Genomic DNA, 16,759 nt, shown 5'->3' with positions numbered 1-16,759 from the left:
CCGGGAAAGAAAGAAGGGACGCCGAAGCGTCCCTTGCAGATCATGCGGGGCTGGAGTCGAGCGACGAGTGAGCGCGGGTCAGGTGAGCGCAGGCTCCGCCTGGGGTACGTCGATGTCGATGCTGCCGAGCAGCGAGTCTCCGTCGTGCTGAGCGGCGGCCGCGTTCAGCGCGTCATTTTCGGACTGAATCCGTACGAGCTCGGACTCGAGGTCCTGGACGCGCTGCTGAAGCCGTCGCATCTCGGCGAGGAGTCGCGGGTCGGAACCGCCGACGTAACCGAGAAGCGCCTTTGCCATGATGGATGGTCCTCCACACTGAGTGACCGACCGAAGCGGTGTGGGTCGTGAGGGAATCGCACCCGCGGATGTCCGGCAGCGACTGACAGTCACTGCGCTTACTACTGCCAACACTGCCAAACAGCTCAGGTGCGCGGGGCTTCCAGCGTCTCACCAAAAAGTTTGACGGTCAACACGATCACGCCCCGTATCGGCGGGCACCCCGGCCCCCGCAAGGGATGTGGAGATCATCCTCATCTCCGAGCCTTCCACGGATCGCCCCCGTCGGCAACGCGTCGACGACGAATGCCCAGTTCCGACCGTGTGCGGCCGCTCGGAGATGTGATGAGTGCATGATCAGGCGATCGGTCACCGCATCCCGAATCCGTCGTAGCCACCGCGCGGTGTGCCCCAGATCTCTGTCACTCCGTCCACCCGGCCGGGCGTGTCGGAGGACCGCAGCCAGTCGAGCAGCCGGTGGCAATTCTCACGTTGACCTTCGGCGACCACCTGCACCCGCCCGTCGTCGAGGTTGAGCGCGAAGCCGACGACCCCGCCGATCTCCAGAGCGTTCTCCCTGGTGAACCAGCGGAAGCCCACTCCCTGCACACGACCGCGCACCCAGGCGATCAGGCGGACATCTTCATTCATGCGTGAACGCTAACCGGGCGGGCACTTTCGGGACACATCGCCCCCCTGGCCCCATGGCGTACAGTCGCGCACCAATGAACTCACCCATTTGGGTGGGTAAGGGATGATCTTGATCCGGCAAGGAAGGCTCGCTCCGATGGGACGTCACCGACTCCCCGCCCCGCCGCACGCCGGCGGCGGCAAGCGCGGCACCGTTCTGCGCACCGGCCTGCTGGGCGTCTCGGTGGCCGTGGCCCTCGGCACGGCGGCCGTCACCACCGGCATGGTTCCGGTCGGCGGCTCCTTCCCCTATGTGGGTGTCAGCGCCACGGACGACCCCACCGCGGCGGCCAAGGCCTCGCCCGATCCCGATGCGGCAATGGAGCAGCAGGGCGGTCTCGCGAACCTCTCCGGCCGCGCCTCCGCGGGCACCGGCGCGGGCAGTACATCCCCGAAGCCGTCCGCTCCCGCCTCCGCGTCCGCCTCCCCTTCGGCGTCCCCGAGCTCTTCGCCCAGCTCTTCGCCGAGCTCCTCCCCGAGCCCGAGCAGCTCCCCCGCGGCCTCCCCGTCCGCCGCGCCGAGCGCCTCCCCCACGCCGGCCCCTTCCACCAAGGCCCCGCGCACGCGCCCTGCCGCTCCGCCCGCGCCGGCCACCCCGGTCGCGCCGGTCGTCCCGGCGCCGCCCTCCAAGAGCCCGGCGCCTTCGGTGTCCGCCACCCCGGCGCCCCGGCCGCCGTTGGACGGCCACTCCGCGGAGGAGGCCGCCGTCGTCGAGCTGGTGAACCAGGAGCGCGCACTGGCCGGCTGCGGCCCGGTGCGGGCCAATCCGCCGCTGGCGACGCTGGCCGGGGCCTTCAGCCTGGACATGGCGAACCGCGGCTTCTTCGGCCACGACGACCCCGACGGCAACACGCCCTGGGACCGAGCCGCCAAGGCCGGCCTCTCGGGCCTCGGCGGCGAGAACATAGCCCGCGGCCAGGGTGACGCCGAGGCCGTGATGAAGGCCTGGATGAACAGCCCGGGCCACAAGGCGAACATCCTCAACTGCGAGTTCCGCACGCTGGGCGTCGGCGCCCACTTCGCCGCCGGCGGCCCCTGGTGGACGCAGGACTTCGGCTTCTGACGGCGAGCCCGGTCGGGACCGGGCACAGGGCCCGGACCGCTGCGGCCCGGACCGCGGCGGCTCAGACCGCCGCGTCGGCCAGGGCCGCGCGGCCCGCGATGACGATGCGGGTCTGCTCGGCGACGCGCCGGCCCAGGTGCTCGGCGGTCGCGATGTCGGCCTTGTGAACGGCGTCCGCACCTTCGTCGGAGTTGGACTGGGCGGCGGCGCCGGCGAAGAAGCCGAGACGGTTCAGGTCGTTCTCGGAGGCCGTGCTGGAGTTCCAGCCCGGCTTCAGGCCCAGGTTGACCCAGCTCATGCCGTGCTGCGCGGCCAGGATCTGGAAGAACTGCAGGGTGTGCAGCTTGTCGCCGCTCTTGGACGCCGAGTTCGTGAAGCCGGCCGCCACCTTGTCCTGCCAGGCGTCACCGAACCAGCGCTTCGAGCTGGCCTCGGCGAAGACGTGGAAGGCGCCGGAGGCGGTACCCATGTAGGTCGGGGAGCCGAAGACGATCGCGTCGGACGCGTCGAGCAGCTCCCACTGCGCGTCGTCGATCTCGTCGACCTTGATCAGGTGGACGGTCGCCCCGGCGTCCACGGCGCCGGCGCGGACTGCCTCGGCGACGACGGCGGTGTGGCCGTAACCGGAGTGGTAGGCGATCGAGACGACGGGGGTGTGCGTGATTGCGGACAAGGCTGATCTCTCCCTCGGGGGAACTCTCGCCGCAGCACGGGGTGTGGTGCGACGAGAGAAAGAGAATCACTAACTTTTAGAAAGCGCAACCCACGAGTTAGCGCTGTAGGGGCGTACGCTGGTCCGCATGGAGACCCCCGCCTGCACCGATGCCCTGGAGACCGGGCAACCGTTCGACGTCTTCGCGCGCGCATGCCCGTCCCGGGAAACCCTGGAGCACGTCACCGGCCGCTGGGGCAGCCTCACTGTGGGAGCCCTGCGCGAGGGCCCGTGCCGCTTCAACGAGCTGCGCCGCCGGGTGGAGGGCGTGAGCGAGAAGATGCTCTCGCAGACCCTGCACGCGCTGGAGCGCGACGGCATAGTCAACCGCGAGGCGCAGCCGACCAACCCGCCGCGCGTCGACTACGAACTGACCCCGCTCGGCGCCGAGGTCGCGGACCGGCTGCTCGCACTCATCCACTGCCTGGAGGGGAGCATGCCGGCGGTGCTGACCGCCCGGGAGTCCTACGACGCCACGCGCGGCGGCCGCTGACAGCGCGGACAGAAGTAGCTCGACCTGTTCATCCACGGGCGGCGGCGCATGGGGGTGCCGCAGCGCCGGCAGGGTTCGTCCTCGCGCCCGTAGGCGTCGAGCGAACGGTCGAAGTAGCCCGACTCGCCGTTCACGTTGACGTAGAGGCTGTCGAAGCTGGTGCCGCCGACGTCGAGCGCGGCGTTCATGACATCGCGGACATGCCCGAGGAGTTCCGTGCTCCGGGGGCGCGTGAGGTTGGCGGTGGGGCGCTCGTAGTGCAGCCGGGCGCGCCACAGCGCCTCGTCCGCGTAGATGTTGCCGACCCCGCTGATCAGGGACTGGTCCAGCAGCGCCCGCTTGACGGTGGTCCGTCTGGCGCGCAGTGCGAGGTGGTAGGCCACCTCGTCGAACAGCGGGTCCAGGGGGTCCCGCGCGATGTGCGCGATCACGTCGGGCAGCCCGTCGGCCGTGTTCTCGTGCAGGGAGAGCCCGCCGAAGGTCCGCTGGTCCACGAAGCGCAGCTCCGTCCCCGCGGCGCCCGTGGCGGAGCCGCTGCCGGAATCAGTGAAGCGCACCCTGATCCGCAGGTGCTTCTCGTCGGGGGCGCCCTCGGGCTGCACCAGCAGCTGCCCGCTCATCCCGAGATGCCCGAGCACGGACAGGTCCCGGCCCTCCAGCGGCAGCCACAGGTACTTCCCGCGCCGCTGCGGCACTCCGACGGTCTCCCCGCGCAGCCGCGCCGCGAAGTCGGCGCCGCCGCCCGGATGACGCCGCACCGCCCGCGGGTGCAGGACCTCGACGGCCTCGACGATCCGTCCGGCCACCCAGCGCTCGAGCCCCCGCCGCACGACTTCGACTTCGGGCAACTCGGGCACGGGGCACCTCCGGTGGGAGTGGATCTGACGCTCCCGGCGAGCGTACCGGCCGCCGGAAAACGGAACCGCCCGCCCCTGCGAGGCAGGGGCGGGCGGGTGGATCCCGAAGGAAGGGTCAGGCGTCCGGCGCCGAGTCGGCGGGCGTCGGCACCCCGCCGTCCACGGCCTCGGCCGAAGCCGATACCTCGGCCGGAGCGGCGGCGGCGACGGCTGCCGCCGCGGTCCGCTCGTCCGCGGCGGCACGGATTCCGCGCCATGCGGACTCCGCAGCCTGCTGTTCCGCTTCCTTCTTGCTGCGGCCGGTGCCGGTGCCGTACGAGACACCACCGACGCGAGCGGCAGCAGTGAAGGTCTTCTCGTGGTCCGGACCTGTCTCGGAGACCAGGTACTCGGGCACGCCAAGGCCTTCGGCCGCCGTGAGTTCCTGGAGACTGGTCTTCCAGTCCAGGCCGGCCCCGAGGTTCGAGGACTTCTCGATGAGCGGGTCGAAGAGCCGGTGAACCAGCTCCGAGGCCGCGTCGAGGCCCTGATCGAGGTAAACCGCGCCGATCACCGCTTCAAGGGTGTCGGCGAGGATGGAGGCCTTGTCCCGGCCGCCCGTGCCCTCTTCGCCCCGGCCGAGCCGGATGAAGGAGCCGAGTTCGAGGCCGCGCCCGACCTCCGCCAGTGCGCGCGAGTTGACCACCGCGGCCCGAAGCTTGGCCAGCTGGCCTTCGGGGAGATCCGGGTGGGTCGTGTACAGCGTGTCCGTGACCACCAGTCCCAGCACGGAGTCCCCGAGGAACTCCAGGCGTTCGTTGGTGGGCAGACCGCCGTTCTCGTACGCGTACGAGCGGTGGGTCAGTGCACGCACCAGAAGGGCGGACTCGAGTTGATACCCGAGCCGCCCTTCCAGAAGCGTGTGGGACGAGGCCGCGTTGTTACTGTCTGCCTGCTTCTCAGCGTTGGACAGCTCAGACATTGCGCCTCTCACCAGCCGCTCAGACCTCGAGGACCTGGCGCTTGTTGTAGGTGCCGCAGCTCGGGCACGCAATGTGCTGGAGCTTCGGCTCCTGGCAACGCTCGCACGAAACCAGGGTGGGGACCGCAGCCTTCCACTGCGACCGGCGGTGGCGCGTGTTGCTGCGCGACATCTTCCGCTTCGGAACAGCCACGGCTACTTCTCCTGCTTCTCGGCGGCGCCCTGAACTCCGTCAGAGGCAGTGCCGCTCATGTTGTCCTTCTCGTCGTCCTGATCGGTCACGACGAGTCCCTGCAATGCCGCCCAACGGATGTCGACGGCGTCATGGTGGTGGTCCGGGTCGTCGTTCAGGCTGAGCCCGCAATCGGGGCACAGTCCGAGACAGTCCTCCCGGCACACCGGCTGCATGGGCAGTGCAAGCACCACCACATCCCGCAGCACGGGTTCGAGGTCGAACAAGCCGTCCTCGAGGTAGAGCGTGTCCTCGTCGTCCTCGGCGTCGTCGGCCGGTTCCGCCTTGGAGCGGCTCCGGTCGTCGGCGTCAGGGTACGAGAACATCTCCTGGAAGTCCGCCTTGAGCTCGCGCTCGACGGACTCCAGACACCTTACGCACTCCCCTACGGCCGACGCACGGGCGGTGCCTGTGACAAGCACCCCTTCCATGACCGACTCCAGGCGGAGCCTGAGCTTCACCGGGGCGCCTTCCGGCACTCCGATGACGCCGACGAGACCGAAGTCCGCCGGTGCCGCGATCTCACGGGACAGCCGCTGCATGGCACCAGGACGCCGGCCCAGCTCGTGCGTGTCGAACACGAGGGGGTTGCGGTGGTCGAGGCGGGTATTCAGGGCCGTTCCTGCTTTCACAGATCGCTGAAGATCAAAAATTCCGCCGCCCCAGGGCAGCATGGATCGCGGTGCATACGCGCGACCGAAGAGCCAGGATACCCGCAGCGGCGCCCAGTGCCCAATCCGGGCCTAGCGCCCCTGTTCGTACTGACGCAGCTGGTCCAGGTTGATCATGCTGGTGTCGAACAGGCTGGTCTCGTCGAGCGAGGGCTGTCCGGCCTGTGCCTGCTGCTGGCCCTGCTGGTGGCCCTGCTGCTGGTAGGCCGCGTAGGGGTCGGGCTGCTGCTGGTAGGCCGCGTACGGGTCCGGCTGCTGCTGGTAGCCGCCGTACGGGTCCTGGTAGGCGTACGCGTCCTGCTGCTGGGCGGCGGGCTGCGCCGGCTGCTGGTAGGCGTACGTGTCGTACACGGGCTCCGGCTGCGCCGGGATGGGCGCCTGCACGTGCAGCGGCTCCGGCTCCGCCAGGCCCGCCAGGAAGTCCGAGTCGCTCGCCGAGCGGGAGGACGGTCCGCCCGCGGCGTCCTGCGCGGCCATGTGCACGCCCAGGTCGTCCGAGGGGACCCGGCCCAGGAGCTTCTGCCTGCCGCGGCCCACGGCCTCCAGGGTCTTGGAGAGCACCGCCTCGAAGGTCGCCAGTTTGGTGTCCACGTAGGCGTCGGCCTGCTGCCGCTGCGTCTGCGGATCATCGCTGCGCTCGGGCGCGTCCATGTCCGGATAGCCGTGCTCGTCCAGGCCCGGGCCGCGGCCCAGGAGCTTCTCGCGGCCCCGGTCCACCGAACCGATGGTCTTGCTCAGCACGACCTCGAAGTTCGCGAGCTTGCTGTCGACGTAGTCGTCGGCCTCGGCCCTGATCTCCTCGGCCTCCCGGCGGGCCTCGTCCAGGATCCGGTCCGCCTCGGCCTGGGAGCGCCGCGCGATCTCGGTGTCGGAGATCAGCGAACCGCGCTGGTTGTGGGCCGCGTCGATGATCCGCTCCGCCTCCCGGCGGGCCTCCTCGACCATCTGCTCGCGGCCGCCGATGAGCTCCTGGGCCTGCGCGAGCGAGCCGGGCAGCGCCTCGCGCACCTCCTCGAGCTGCGCGAGCAGCTCGGCGCGGTTGATCACGCAGGAGGCCGACATGGGCATGGACCGGGCGCCGCCGACGGCCGCGACGATCTCGTCGAGCTTCTTCTGCACGTCCATGGGGGCTCGCACTCTCTCGGCCTCAGGCGGTTCCTGAGACGGACGGGACGACTGTAAGGCCACCGGGCGGGCCCCCGACACTGCCTGACAGCCCGTCAGTTGCTCAGCGGTTGCGCAGCCGCTCCAGGAGCGCCGCGTGGACGTGCGCCGGCAGCAGGTGGGCGACGTCGCCGCCCCAGGTCGCGACCTCCTTGACCAGCGAGGAGGACAGGAAGCTGTAGGTGGGAATGGTCGGGACGAACAGTGTGTCGACGCCCGACAGGCCCATGTTCATCTGGGCCATCTGCAGCTCGTAGTCGAAATCGCTGACCGCGCGCAGGCCCTTGACGATGGCCGGGATGTCCCGCTGCTTGCAGAAGTCGACGAGCAGGCCCCGGAAGGCCTCGACCTGGATGTTTCCGTAGTCGGCCGTCGCCTCGCGGATCAGCTCCATCCGCTCCTCGACGGTGAACAGGCCCTGCTTCGTCTCGTTGATCCCCACGGCGACGTGGACGACGTCGTAGAGCCTCGAGGCGCGTCCGATGATGTCGAGGTGTCCGTTGTGGATGGGGTCGAAGGACCCCGGACAGACGGCGCGGCGCAACTGAACTCCCTCGTTCATGAGTCTTCGCCGGTGAAAGCGGCGTGGCCGTACCACAGGGTGCCCTCACCGTACTTGCGAGACCGGAGCGGCTCGAAGCCCTCGGGCCACGGGAAGGCACCGCTCCTGGTGCTGCGCTCCACGGTGACGAGCGCATCGTCCGTGATCCAGCCATTGGACCGGAGTGTGAGGAGGATCTCCTGCAGGTCCGCGCTGTCCGCGGCGTACGGCGGGTCCAGGAAGACGATGTCGTACGGGTCCCCGGCGGCCCGGGCCGCCACGATCTGCTCGGCCTTGCCGGCGCGGAACTCCGCCCCGGGCAGGCCCAGGGTCCGGATGTTGTCCCGGATCGCCTTGGCGGCCTTGGCGTCGGCCTCGACGAGCAGGGTGTGGGCCGCGCCCCGGGAGAGGGATTCCAGGCCGACGGCGCCGGAGCCGCCGTACAGGTCGAGAACCCGGGCCCCTTCGACGCCGTGCAGCGACTCCCAGGTCGAGAAGAGGCCTTCGCGCATCCGGTCCGAGGTCGGCCGGGTGCCGGTGCCGGGGGGCACGGCCAGCCGTCGCCCGCGGGCACTGCCGGCGATCACGCGGGTCATCTGGGGTCCTTCGGTGCGGCGGTGAGTGGAGTGCCCCGGCGCTGCCGCGGCACTCCAACGATAGGTCGTGCAGCTCAGCCCTTCTCCAGGTACTGCTCGCGCTCGGTGTCCAGCAGGGCGTCCAGCGCGGTCCGCAGGCCCGGCAGGCCCTCCAGGGCGGGGTCCTCGGCGACGACGCGGGTGGCCTCCTCCCGTGCCTCGGCGATGACCTCCTCGTCCTCGATGACGGCGAGCATGCGCAGCGAGGAGCGCACCCCGGACTGGGCCTGGCCGAGGACGTCTCCCTCGCGGCGCTGCTCCAGGTCGATCCGGGAGAGCTCGAAGCCGTCCAGGGTGGCGGCGACGGCGGCCAGCCGGGCCCGGGCGGGGCTGGCCTCGTGCATCTCGCTGACCAGCAGGCACAGGCCGGGCGCGGAGCCGCGGCCGACGCGGCCGCGCAGCTGGTGGAGCTGGGAGACGCCGAACCGGTCCGCGTCCATGATGACCATGGCGGTGGAGTTGGGGACGTTCACCCCGACCTCGATGACGGTGGTGGCGACCAGCACCTTGACCTCGCCGGCGGCGAACCGGCGCATGACGTCGTCCTTGTCGGCGGGGTCCATCCGGCCGTGCAGCACCTCGACGCTCATCCCGGCCAGGGGTCCGCGCGTGAGCTGCTCGGCGATCTCCACGACCGCGAGCGGCGGCCGCCTGTCGCCGTCGTCCTCGGCGGCCTTCTTCTTCGGGTCGTCCTCCCCGTCGCCGATGCGGGGGCAGACCACATACGCCTGGTGCCCCTTCTCGACCTCCTCGCGGACCCGTTCCCAGGCCCGTGCGAGGAAGTGCGGCTTGTCCTTCGAGGGCACCACGTGCGTCGCGATCGGGGAGCGTCCGGCCGGCAGCTGGTCGAGGACGGAGGTCTCCAGGTCGCCGAAGACGGTCATGGCGACCGTGCGCGGGATCGGGGTCGCGGTCATGACCAGCAGGTGCGGGGGCTGCTTCCCCTTGGACCGCAGCGCGTCGCGCTGCTCCACCCCGAAGCGGTGCTGTTCGTCCACGACCACCAGGCCGAGGTCGTGGAACTGCACCTTGTCCTCGATCAACGCGTGCGTGCCGATCACGATCCCGGCCTCGCCGGTGACCAGGTCGAGCAGTGCCCTGCGGCGGGCGGGCACGCCCATGGAGCCGGTGAGCAGCACCACCTTGGTGCCCTGGTCGGAGCCGCCGAGCATGCCCCCCTCGGCGAGCTCGCCCATCATCTCGGTGATGGAGCGGTGGTGCTGCTGCGCGAGCACCTCGGTGGGCGCGAGCATGGCCGCCTGCCCGCCGCTGTCGACGACGGCGAGCATGGCCCGCAGGGCCACCATCGTCTTCCCGCTTCCGACCTCGCCCTGCAGGAGGCGGTGCATGGGGTGGCTGGTGGCCAGGTCGTCGAAGATCTCCTTCGAGACCTTCTGCTGGCCGTCGGTGAGGGTGAAGGGCAGCTTGGCGTCGAACGAGTCGAGCAGGCCGCCGGGGACCGGGCGGCGGGGGACGGCCGGGAGCTGGGAGTCGGCGTGGCGGCGGCGGGCCAGGGCGACCTGGAGGACGAAGGCCTCGTCCCACTTCAGGCGCTGGCGGGCGTCCTCGATGTCGGCCTTGGTGCCCGGCCGGTGGATCTTCAGGAGGGCCTCGGTGAGCGGGACCAGCCCGCGGCCCTCGCGCAGGGCGGGCGGCAGCGGGTCCACGGCCTCCTGGGCGCTGGGCAGCACCGCGTCCACGCACTTGGCGATCTTCCAGGACTCCAGCTTCGCGCAGGCCGGGTAGATCGGGATGAGCTGATGGGCGAAGGCGGTCGCGGCGTCCCGGTCGGAGGCGTCGGCGCCGAGCGGCTCGTAGGCGGGGTGGGAGAGCTGGAGCTTGCGGTTGAACATGCCGACCTTGCCCGCGAACATGGCGCGCGTCCCCGGCAGCAGGTCCTTGTGCGGCTTGTGGACCCCGGCGCCGAAGAAGACCAGCTGGAGCCGGCCGCTGCCGTCGGTGATGGTCACTTCCAGACGCTTGCCGCGGCCCCCGTTGAAGGTCAGGATCCGGGCGTCGGCGACCTGCGCGACGACGGTCACGTGCTCGTCGATCTGATCGGCGAGCTCGGCCAGCGAGGTCAGTTCACCGCGCTCCGCGTACCTTCTCGGGTAGTGGTGGAGGAGGTCCAGGGCCGTGTGCAGGCCGAGCTGCTCGGCCAGCACCTTGGCGGTGGCAGGTCCGAGCGTCTTCTTGAGGTCTTCGTCGAGCGCGGGCACGTGTTCCATTGCACACCATGGCGCTGACAAGCCCGCTATTCCACCCCGATGAGGAGCGGCGCCGAGTACCGGCCGCCGTGGTAGGTGACGGTGTCCACGGCGAGGTGCCCGTGCTGGACGTACGCCTCCAGGCGCTCGGCCACGGCGTCCGGCACGTCGGGTCCCAGGACCAGGGTGACGAGTTCGCCGCCGGAGCCCAGCATCCGGTCCAGGACGGCCTCGGCGGTCTCGGTCAGGTCCGAGCCGATGACCGCGACGTCCCCGTCGATGAGGCCGAGCACGTCGCCGGCCTGGCAGATGCCGGCCGAGGTGAAGGACTGCCGTTCGGCGACGGCCAGTTCCCCGTACCGGGTGGCGCCCGCGGCCGCCGTCATGGCGACCACGTCCTCGTCGAAGGTGCCCTCCGGGTCGTGCACGGCGAGGGCGGCCAGGCCCTGCACAGCGGAGCGGGTGGGGATCACGGCCACCCGCACGCCCTCGGCGCGGGCCTGTTCGGCCGCCGCGGCCGAGGCGGCGCGCAGCTCGGCGCCGCCCTGCAGGAGCACCACCTCGCGGGCGTGCGCACGGCGGACGGCGTCGAGGAGTTCGGCGACGGCGGGTGCCTGCCCGGGGCGCACGAGCACGGTGGTCGCGCCCGCCTCCCCGCACAGTCCGGCCAGCCCCTCGCCGGGGACGACGGCGACCACGGCGCGCTGGGCGCGCTCGCCCCGTGCCCGGCGGCGTTCGTCCCCGAAGTGCGTGATCCGTATGCGGTACGGCCGCCCGGCCACGACTCCGGCCTCCACGGCCGCGCCGGGATCGTCGACGTGGACGTGGACGTTCCACAGCCCGTCGCCGCCGACCACGACCAGTGAGTCGCCGAGCCCGTCGAGCCGTTCGCGCAGTTCGCCGACCGCCGCCTCGGAGGCCTCCAGCAGGTAGATCACCTCGTACGCGGGTCCGTCGTCCTCCTGCGCACAGGGTTCGGGCGTCTGCGGTACGGGCACGGCCCGGCCGCGTACCGGTTCGGCGGCCGGCTCCTGGCCGGACAGCGCCTGCCACAGGGCCCCGAAGACGACGACCAGCCCGCAGCCCCCGGCGTCGACCACCCCGGCCCGGCCCAGCGCGGCGAGCTGCCCGGGGGTCTCGGCGAGGGCGGCGCGCGCCCCGTCGTAGGCGGCGCGGGCCACCTCGACCGCGGTCCCGGCGGCGGCTGCGACCGCCTCGCCGGCCCGGGCGGCGGCTCCGGCGACGGTGAGCATGGTGCCCTCCACCGGGTGCGCGACGGCCTCGTACGCCTCCTCCGCGGCCCGGGTGAGCGCCCGGGCCAGCAGCCCGCCGGACACCGGTTCCCCGGGCTGCGCTCCGAGTACGTCGGCCACTCCGCGCAGCAGCTGCGCCAGGATCGTCCCGGAGTTCCCGCGGGCGCCGACGAGCGCACCGTGCGCCCAGGCCCGTACGGCCTGGTCGACGGAGGTCCGTGCTGTGCCCTCGGTCACCTTCGCGAAGGTCTCGGCCAGCGCGAGGTCGGCCGATTCGGCGGTGAGGTACAGGTTGGTTCCGGTGTCCGCGTCGGCGACCGGGTAGACGTTGATCGCGTCGATGTCCTCGCGGGCCCGGCCCAGTGCGGCCAGGGAAAGCGAGCTCCAGGTGCGCACCGCTTCGGCGTCGAGCACGTCAGGTGACTGCGGCTGCTGCTCGTGCGGCACCGGGCGTTCCTCCTTGTGCGGGCCAGGGTTCACCGCAGGGTAACGAAGGACTGCCCGGACGTCCGGACCGCGGGGCGGGGGCATCGGCAGCCATGGTAGTTTTCTTGGACGGACGCAGTCGTTGTATGCTGCTCCGGTTGCCCGGCGAGAGTCGGGCCATTCCCCCGGCAAACCACTTCAGACCTCTGAATCCGGTGCGCCGGTTTCACTGTAATTGCATCTGAAGTCTTGGAGTGACCTGTGGCTGCCAACTGCGACGTTTGCGCCAAGGGGCCGAGCTTCGGCAACAACATCTCCCACTCGCACCGCCGCACCTCGCGTCGCTGGAACCCGAACATCCAGCGCGTCCGTGCCGTGGTCAATGGGACGCCGAAGCGCCTCAACGCCTGCACCTCGTGCATCAAGGCCGGCAAGGTCTCGCGCTGACGCCTCCCGTCGTAGCGCAGCCCTTTCCGGTTGCCAAAAAGGCCGGTTCACCTCTGGTGAACCGGCCTTTTGCCTTGTCCGGTGCGGCTCAGCGCCACTGCCAGGCGTGATCCACCGGGCCGATGCCCCCGCCGAGCGCGAAGCCGGCGGCGATGGCGCCCGTGACGTACTCCTTGGCGGCGGTGACGGCCTCCGGGACGGGCAGTCCCTTGGCCAGGCCCGCCGCGATCGCGCTGGCGAGGGTGCAGCCGGTGCCGTGGGTGTGCCGGTTGTCGTACCGGGGGGCGCGCAGCCACCGTTCCTCGGTGCCGTCGCTGAGCAGGTCCACCGCCTCGTGGGCGTGCGCCGCGAGGTGGCCGCCCTTGATCAGCGCCCACCGGGGCCCGTGACCGAGGATCGCGTCGGCGGCCCGCCGCATGTCGTCCTCGCTCTCCACCACCACGCCCGTGAGCCGGGCCACCTCGTCCAGGTTGGGGGTGGCCACGGTGGCCCGCGGCAGCAGCTCCTTGCGTACGGCGTCCAGCGCCGAGTCGGCGAGCAGCGCGTCCCCGTGCTTGGAGACCCCGACGGGGTCCACGACGGCCGGGGCCCGGGTGTCGGCCAGCAGCGCGGCGACGGTCTCCACCAGGACGGCGGACGAGAGCATCCCGGTCTTCACGGCCCGGACGCCGATGTCGTCCACGACGGCCCGGTACTGGGCCGTGACGGCCTCGGCGGGCAGCTCCCAGGCTCCCCGTACCCCGAGCGAGTTCTGTGCCGTCACGGCGGTCACCACGCTCATGCCGTGCACACCGAGCGCCAGCATGGTCTTGAGGTCGGCCTGGATGCCCGCACCGCCGCCGGAGTCGGATCCGGCGACGGTCAGGCACAGCGGCGGGGCGGCGCTCACAGCGTGCCGTCCTGGGGGGCCGGGTCGGCCCCGAAGTGGTCCCAGCCGCCGGTGCTGGTCCAGGGCGCGCCGTCCACGGTCACCTGGGGCAGCGCGGAGCGGTTGAGCACCTCGCCGATGACCTTCCAGCGGGCGGGCAGCTTCACGTCGGGCGGGAAGGTCGCCACGATGGCGTGGTCCTCTCCCCCGGTGAGCACCCACTGCAGCGGGTCCACGCCGACGGCCTGCCCGATGTCGTGCATCTGGGTCGGGATGTCGACGGCCGCCGAGCGCAGGTCGATCCGTACCTTGCTGGCATCGGCGATGTGCCCGAGGTCGGCGATCAGGCCGTCGCTGACGTCGGTCATGGCGGTGGCACCGAGTCCGGCGGCCGCGGGGCCCGCGTGGTACGGCGGTTCGGGTCGCCGGTGCGCCTCGACGAAGGCACGCGGGGAGCGGAAGCCGCGCGAGAGCACGGCGAAGCCGGCCGCGGACCAGCCGAGCCAGCCGGTGACGGCGACGACGTCGCCGGGCTGGGCGCCGGAGCGCAGGACGGGTTCGTGGTTGCGCAGGTCGCCGAGGGCGGTGATGGCGACGGTGATGACGTCACCGCGGACGACGTCCCCGCCGACCACGGCCGCGCCGGCGACCTGGCACTCGTCGCGGATCCCGTCCATGAGCTCGGTGGGCCAGGTGACCGGGAGTTCGGCGGGGACGACGAGGCCGAGCAGCAGCGCGGTCGGCACCGCGCCCATGGCGGCGATGTCGGCGAGGTTCTGCGCGGCGGCCTTGCGGCCGACGTCGTAGGCCGTGGACCAGTCGCGCCGGAAGTGCCGTCCCTCCAGCAGGATGTCGGTGCTCGCCACGACCCGCCGGTCGGGGGCGGACACCACCGCGGCGTCGTCGCCCGGTCCGAGCCGGACGGCCGGGGTGGTGGTGAGCCGTGAGGTGAGCTCCCTGATCAGCCCGAACTCCCCCAGCTCGCCGACAGTGCCCTTCATCGCTGTGCCCCTTCTTGCCCAGTCCGCTTGCGGTCGCGAGCCGTCTCAGCTCTGGGTACCGTCAACAGATACGTCAACTTCTGCTCTCCGTACGCCCCGCTGTGCGTGGCGCCGGGCCCGCAGGTCTCCCCGCGGCGCACGGCGACGCGGTACCGTGGCGTCCCTTCTTCCCCCGGCCCTGTCCATCGTGTGGGGTCCACCCGAAGATTAGGGGAAATGATCCTCGTGGCCGCCCTGGAGGTTCCGTGGTACAGGCGTACATCCTTATCCAGACCGAAGTGGGCAAGGCGTCGTTCGTCGCCGAGTCCATTGGCCAGATCCCGGGGGTGATCCAGGCCGAGGACGTGACGGGCCCGTACGACGTGATCGTGCGCGCCCAGGCCGACACCGTGGACGAGCTCGGCCGCATGGTCGTCGCCAAGGTCCAGCAGGTGGAGGGGATCACCCGCACCTTGACCTGCCCGGTGGTCCATCTGTAGCCCCCGTCTACTCTTGGCCGGTGATGTCACTCCACCGCCGGCCCCTCCCTGTCCGCGCACTGTCCGCGCTGCCCGCCTCGATGGCCGTCATGGCCGTCGCGGCGTGTACCCCGGGCGGATCCGAGGCCCGGGTGGACCCTCCGCCCACGCCGCCCGCCGCCGTCGCGAAGCTCTGTGCGGCACTGCACGAGAAGCTTCCGGAGACGGTGGCCGGCCTGGCGCGGACCAGAACCGAACCGGAGTCCGACCTGACCGCCGCGTGGGGCGGCTCGGCGATCGTACTGCGGTGCGGTATCCCCAAACCCCCCAAGATGGCCGATCCGAAGCAGGACGGCGTCCATGTGAACGGAGTGGCCTGGCTGCTGGAGGAACGCGACGCCGCGTCCGGCGGGGGATTCCGGTTCACCTCCGGGCTGCGGCTGGCGTACACGGAGGTCCAGGTCGACAAGGAGCATGCCACGGACGCGGGGATGCTCGTCGGCCTGTCCACGGCGGTCTCCGCGACCGTGCCCGAGGGCATCGCCTCCTACTGAGCACCCCTCGCGGGGTACCGGGCACACCGCCGCCCGCCGGCCACGCCCTCGGGGGCGGGCGGCGGGCGGTGGGCGTTGCGGACGACGCTCAGCGCAGGCCGGTGGAGCGGCGCAGGGCCGCCTGGATCAGTCGGTCCACCAGCTCCGGGTACTCGATGCCCGTCTTCTGCCACATCAGCGGGTACATGGAGATCGGCGTGAAGCCCGGCATCGTGTTGATCTCGTTGATGACGAAGGTGCCGTCCTCGGTGAGGAAGAAGTCGGCGCGCACCAGGCCCTCGCAGGACGCGGCGTCGAAGGCCTCGATCGCGAGCCGCTGCACCTCTGCGGTCTGCTCGGGGGTGAGCGGGGCGGGCACGATCCCGGAGGCGGAGTCGATGTACTTCGCCTCGAAGTCGTAGAAGTCGTGGCTGGAGACCGGAGGGATCTCGGCGGGGACGCTCGCGCGCGGCCCGTCCTCGAACTCCAGGACTCCGCACTCGATCTCGCGGCCGCGCAGCAGCGCCTCCACGATGATCTTCGGGTCGTGGCGCCGGGCCTCCTTGACGGCGGCGTCCAGGCCCGAGGCGTCGTCGACCTTGGTGATGCCGATGGAGGAGCCGGCCCGGGCGGGCTTCACGAACAGCGGCCAGCCGTGTTCGGCCGCGAAGTCCAGGATCCGGCCGCGGGCGGCGTCCCGGTCGGCGTCCCACTCGCGGGGGCGGATGGTCACGTACGGGCCGACGCTCAGCCCGAAGGACGTGAACACCCGCTTCATGTAGTCCTTGTCCTGGCCGACGGCCGAGGCGAGGACGCCGGAACCGACGTACGGGATGCCGGAGAGCTCCAGGAGGCCCTGGAGGGTGCCGTCCTCGCCGTACGGGCCGTGCAGGACGGGGAAGACGACGTCCACCTCGCCCAGGGCCTTGGGGACGGCGCCCGGTTCGGTGTAGACGACCTGGCGGCTGGCCGGGTCGACCGAGAGCACGACGGCGCCGTCCTCGGAGTCGGCGAGCTCCTCGACGCTGGGGAGCTTGCGGTCGGCAATGGCCATCCGCTCGGGCTCGTCGGCGGTCAGCGCCCATCGGCCGTCCGTGGTGATGCCGATGGGCAGCACCTCGTACTTGGAGCGGTCGATGGAGCGCAGCACGGCGCCCGCCGTGACGACCGAGATGGCGTGTTCCGAGCTGCGGCCGCCGAACACGACGGCCACGCGGGGCTTGCGGCCCTGCTGCTCAGGGGTCTGGGGGAGGTTCTCGCTGCTCATATCG

Annotated in this window: 20 protein-coding genes; 5 read left to right on the top strand and 15 right to left on the bottom strand. The window is 71.5% G+C overall.

The features are described from left to right. Window positions 1-78 precede the first annotated feature (78 nt). Together OG444_RS27305 and OG444_RS27300 are read right to left on the bottom strand one after the other, a co-directional pair. Complete coding sequence (locus OG444_RS27305) at window positions 79-297, bottom strand: hypothetical protein (protein ID WP_030012524.1); 219 nt, start codon at window positions 295-297, stop codon at window positions 79-81. A 348-nt stretch (window positions 298-645) separates the two neighbouring features. Continuing rightward, window positions 646-927, bottom strand: a complete 282-nt coding sequence (locus OG444_RS27300; protein WP_150259703.1) for an acylphosphatase — start codon at window positions 925-927, stop codon at window positions 646-648. Window positions 928-1,063: 136 nt separating this feature from the next. Here OG444_RS27300 and OG444_RS27295 point away from each other — a divergent pair, with 136 nt between their 5' ends. Beyond that, window positions 1,064-2,029 (top strand): CAP domain-containing protein, encoded by a 966-nt coding sequence (locus OG444_RS27295; protein ID WP_327264645.1) that lies wholly within the window; start codon window positions 1,064-1,066, stop codon window positions 2,027-2,029. A 61-nt stretch (window positions 2,030-2,090) separates the two neighbouring features. Here OG444_RS27295 and OG444_RS27290 read toward each other — a convergent pair whose 3' ends face one another. Further along, the gene (locus tag OG444_RS27290; RefSeq protein ID WP_327264644.1) at window positions 2,091-2,702 is read right to left on the bottom strand and encodes a flavodoxin family protein; all 612 of its coding nucleotides are present in this window, start codon (window positions 2,700-2,702) and stop codon (window positions 2,091-2,093) included. 127 nt (window positions 2,703-2,829) lie between these two features. On the opposite strand from OG444_RS27290, the gene OG444_RS27285 reads away from it, so the two are divergent. Continuing rightward, window positions 2,830-3,234: a winged helix-turn-helix transcriptional regulator gene (locus OG444_RS27285; RefSeq protein WP_327264643.1), complete on the top strand. Its 405-nt coding sequence runs from the start codon at window positions 2,830-2,832 to the stop codon at window positions 3,232-3,234. On the opposite strand, the gene mutM is transcribed toward OG444_RS27285, so the two are convergent. The 9 genes from mutM to OG444_RS27240 all read right to left on the bottom strand — a co-directional run bounded on the left by mutM (window position 3,207) and on the right by OG444_RS27240 (window position 12,286). Then, window positions 3,207-4,091, bottom strand: a complete 885-nt coding sequence (gene mutM, locus OG444_RS27280; RefSeq protein WP_327264642.1) for a bifunctional DNA-formamidopyrimidine glycosylase/DNA-(apurinic or apyrimidinic site) lyase — start codon at window positions 4,089-4,091, stop codon at window positions 3,207-3,209. The two genes, OG444_RS27285 and mutM, sit on opposite strands and share 28 nt — an antisense overlap. A gap of 115 nt (window positions 4,092-4,206) precedes the next feature. Then, on the bottom strand, window positions 4,207-5,052 hold the full coding sequence (gene rnc, locus OG444_RS27275) for a ribonuclease III (RefSeq protein WP_327264641.1): 846 nt from the start codon (window positions 5,050-5,052) through the stop codon (window positions 4,207-4,209). A 19-nt stretch (window positions 5,053-5,071) separates the two neighbouring features. Further along, window positions 5,072-5,245: a 50S ribosomal protein L32 gene (gene rpmF / locus OG444_RS27270; protein WP_003965982.1), complete on the bottom strand. Its 174-nt coding sequence runs from the start codon at window positions 5,243-5,245 to the stop codon at window positions 5,072-5,074. A 2-nt stretch (window positions 5,246-5,247) separates the two neighbouring features. Next, the gene (locus OG444_RS27265) at window positions 5,248-5,958 is read right to left on the bottom strand and encodes a YceD family protein (RefSeq protein ID WP_405790778.1); all 711 of its coding nucleotides are present in this window, start codon (window positions 5,956-5,958) and stop codon (window positions 5,248-5,250) included. A 69-nt stretch (window positions 5,959-6,027) separates the two neighbouring features. Then, window positions 6,028-7,080: a DivIVA domain-containing protein gene (locus tag OG444_RS27260; protein ID WP_327264639.1), complete on the bottom strand. Its 1,053-nt coding sequence runs from the start codon at window positions 7,078-7,080 to the stop codon at window positions 6,028-6,030. 103 nt (window positions 7,081-7,183) lie between these two features. After that, the gene (gene coaD / locus OG444_RS27255; protein ID WP_327266950.1) at window positions 7,184-7,663 is read right to left on the bottom strand and encodes a pantetheine-phosphate adenylyltransferase; all 480 of its coding nucleotides are present in this window, start codon (window positions 7,661-7,663) and stop codon (window positions 7,184-7,186) included. 14 nt (window positions 7,664-7,677) lie between these two features. Continuing rightward, window positions 7,678-8,256, bottom strand: a complete 579-nt coding sequence (rsmD, locus tag OG444_RS27250) for a 16S rRNA (guanine(966)-N(2))-methyltransferase RsmD (protein WP_327264638.1) — start codon at window positions 8,254-8,256, stop codon at window positions 7,678-7,680. Between the two features lie 74 nt (window positions 8,257-8,330). After that, on the bottom strand, window positions 8,331-10,523 hold the full coding sequence (gene recG / locus OG444_RS27245) for an ATP-dependent DNA helicase RecG (protein WP_327264637.1): 2,193 nt from the start codon (window positions 10,521-10,523) through the stop codon (window positions 8,331-8,333). A 26-nt stretch (window positions 10,524-10,549) separates the two neighbouring features. Further along, entirely contained in the window at window positions 10,550-12,286 is a 1,737-nt protein-coding gene (locus OG444_RS27240; protein ID WP_327264636.1) for a DAK2 domain-containing protein, read from the bottom strand. Window positions 12,287-12,442: 156 nt separating this feature from the next. Between OG444_RS27240 and rpmB the strand changes: the two genes are divergently transcribed. Continuing rightward, entirely contained in the window at window positions 12,443-12,628 is a 186-nt protein-coding gene (gene rpmB / locus OG444_RS27235) for a 50S ribosomal protein L28 (protein ID WP_007266795.1), read from the top strand. Between the two features lie 88 nt (window positions 12,629-12,716). Here rpmB and thiD read toward each other — a convergent pair whose 3' ends face one another. Together thiD and OG444_RS27225 are read right to left on the bottom strand one after the other, a co-directional pair. Next, window positions 12,717-13,517, bottom strand: coding sequence for a bifunctional hydroxymethylpyrimidine kinase/phosphomethylpyrimidine kinase (gene thiD / locus OG444_RS27230; RefSeq protein ID WP_327264635.1), 801 nt, complete (start codon window positions 13,515-13,517; stop codon window positions 12,717-12,719). Then, window positions 13,514-14,497, bottom strand: coding sequence for a thiamine-phosphate kinase (locus tag OG444_RS27225; protein WP_327264634.1), 984 nt, complete (start codon window positions 14,495-14,497; stop codon window positions 13,514-13,516). The genes thiD and OG444_RS27225 overlap by 4 nt, the downstream gene beginning before the upstream one ends. Window positions 14,498-14,742: 245 nt before the next feature. On the opposite strand from OG444_RS27225, the gene OG444_RS27220 reads away from it, so the two are divergent. Together OG444_RS27220 and OG444_RS27215 are read left to right on the top strand one after the other, a co-directional pair. Then, window positions 14,743-14,976, top strand: a complete 234-nt coding sequence (locus OG444_RS27220) for an Lrp/AsnC family transcriptional regulator (RefSeq protein ID WP_030028650.1) — start codon at window positions 14,743-14,745, stop codon at window positions 14,974-14,976. Window positions 14,977-14,999: 23 nt separating this feature from the next. Beyond that, window positions 15,000-15,509 (top strand): DUF3515 domain-containing protein, encoded by a 510-nt coding sequence (locus tag OG444_RS27215; RefSeq protein ID WP_327266949.1) that lies wholly within the window; start codon window positions 15,000-15,002, stop codon window positions 15,507-15,509. A gap of 88 nt (window positions 15,510-15,597) precedes the next feature. Here OG444_RS27215 and OG444_RS27210 read toward each other — a convergent pair whose 3' ends face one another. Then, a complete protein-coding gene (locus OG444_RS27210) occupies window positions 15,598-16,755 on the bottom strand; it encodes a D-alanine--D-alanine ligase family protein (RefSeq protein ID WP_327264633.1) in 1,158 nt (385 codons plus the stop codon). Between the last annotated feature and the right edge of the window lie 4 nt (window positions 16,756-16,759).

Origin of the sequence: Streptomyces sp. NBC_01232 (assembly GCF_035989885.1) — a bacterium.
Classification (GTDB): domain Bacteria; phylum Actinomycetota; class Actinomycetes; order Streptomycetales; family Streptomycetaceae; genus Streptomyces.
The sequence above is the reverse complement of the archived record's forward strand: the minus strand, read 5'-3'. Positions and strand labels throughout refer to the sequence as shown.

Excerpts from the sequence above, each read along its gene's own strand:
- OG444_RS27210 (WP_327264633.1), bottom strand. The coding sequence starts at position 16,755 with ATGAGCAGCGAGAACCTCCCCCAGACCCCTGAGCAGCAGGGCCGCAAG.
- OG444_RS27265 (WP_405790778.1), bottom strand. The coding sequence starts at position 5,958 with ATGCTGCCCTGGGGCGGCGGAATTTTTGATCTTCAGCGATCTGTGAAA.
- rnc (WP_327264641.1), bottom strand. The coding sequence starts at position 5,052 with ATGTCTGAGCTGTCCAACGCTGAGAAGCAGGCAGACAGTAACAACGCG.
- OG444_RS27260 (WP_327264639.1), bottom strand. The coding sequence starts at position 7,080 with ATGGACGTGCAGAAGAAGCTCGACGAGATCGTCGCGGCCGTCGGCGGC.
- OG444_RS27285 (WP_327264643.1), top strand. The coding sequence starts at position 2,830 with ATGGAGACCCCCGCCTGCACCGATGCCCTGGAGACCGGGCAACCGTTC.
- OG444_RS27215 (WP_327266949.1), top strand. The coding sequence starts at position 15,000 with ATGTCACTCCACCGCCGGCCCCTCCCTGTCCGCGCACTGTCCGCGCTG.
- OG444_RS27300 (WP_150259703.1), bottom strand. The coding sequence starts at position 927 with ATGAATGAAGATGTCCGCCTGATCGCCTGGGTGCGCGGTCGTGTGCAG.
- rsmD (WP_327264638.1), bottom strand. The coding sequence starts at position 8,256 with ATGACCCGCGTGATCGCCGGCAGTGCCCGCGGGCGACGGCTGGCCGTG.
- OG444_RS27305 (WP_030012524.1), bottom strand. The coding sequence starts at position 297 with ATGGCAAAGGCGCTTCTCGGTTACGTCGGCGGTTCCGACCCGCGACTC.
- OG444_RS27295 (WP_327264645.1), top strand. The coding sequence starts at position 1,064 with ATGGGACGTCACCGACTCCCCGCCCCGCCGCACGCCGGCGGCGGCAAG.
- recG (WP_327264637.1), bottom strand. The coding sequence starts at position 10,523 with ATGGAACACGTGCCCGCGCTCGACGAAGACCTCAAGAAGACGCTCGGA.
- OG444_RS27240 (WP_327264636.1), bottom strand. The coding sequence starts at position 12,286 with ATGCCCCCGCCCCGCGGTCCGGACGTCCGGGCAGTCCTTCGTTACCCT.
- OG444_RS27225 (WP_327264634.1), bottom strand. The coding sequence starts at position 14,497 with ATGAAGGGCACTGTCGGCGAGCTGGGGGAGTTCGGGCTGATCAGGGAG.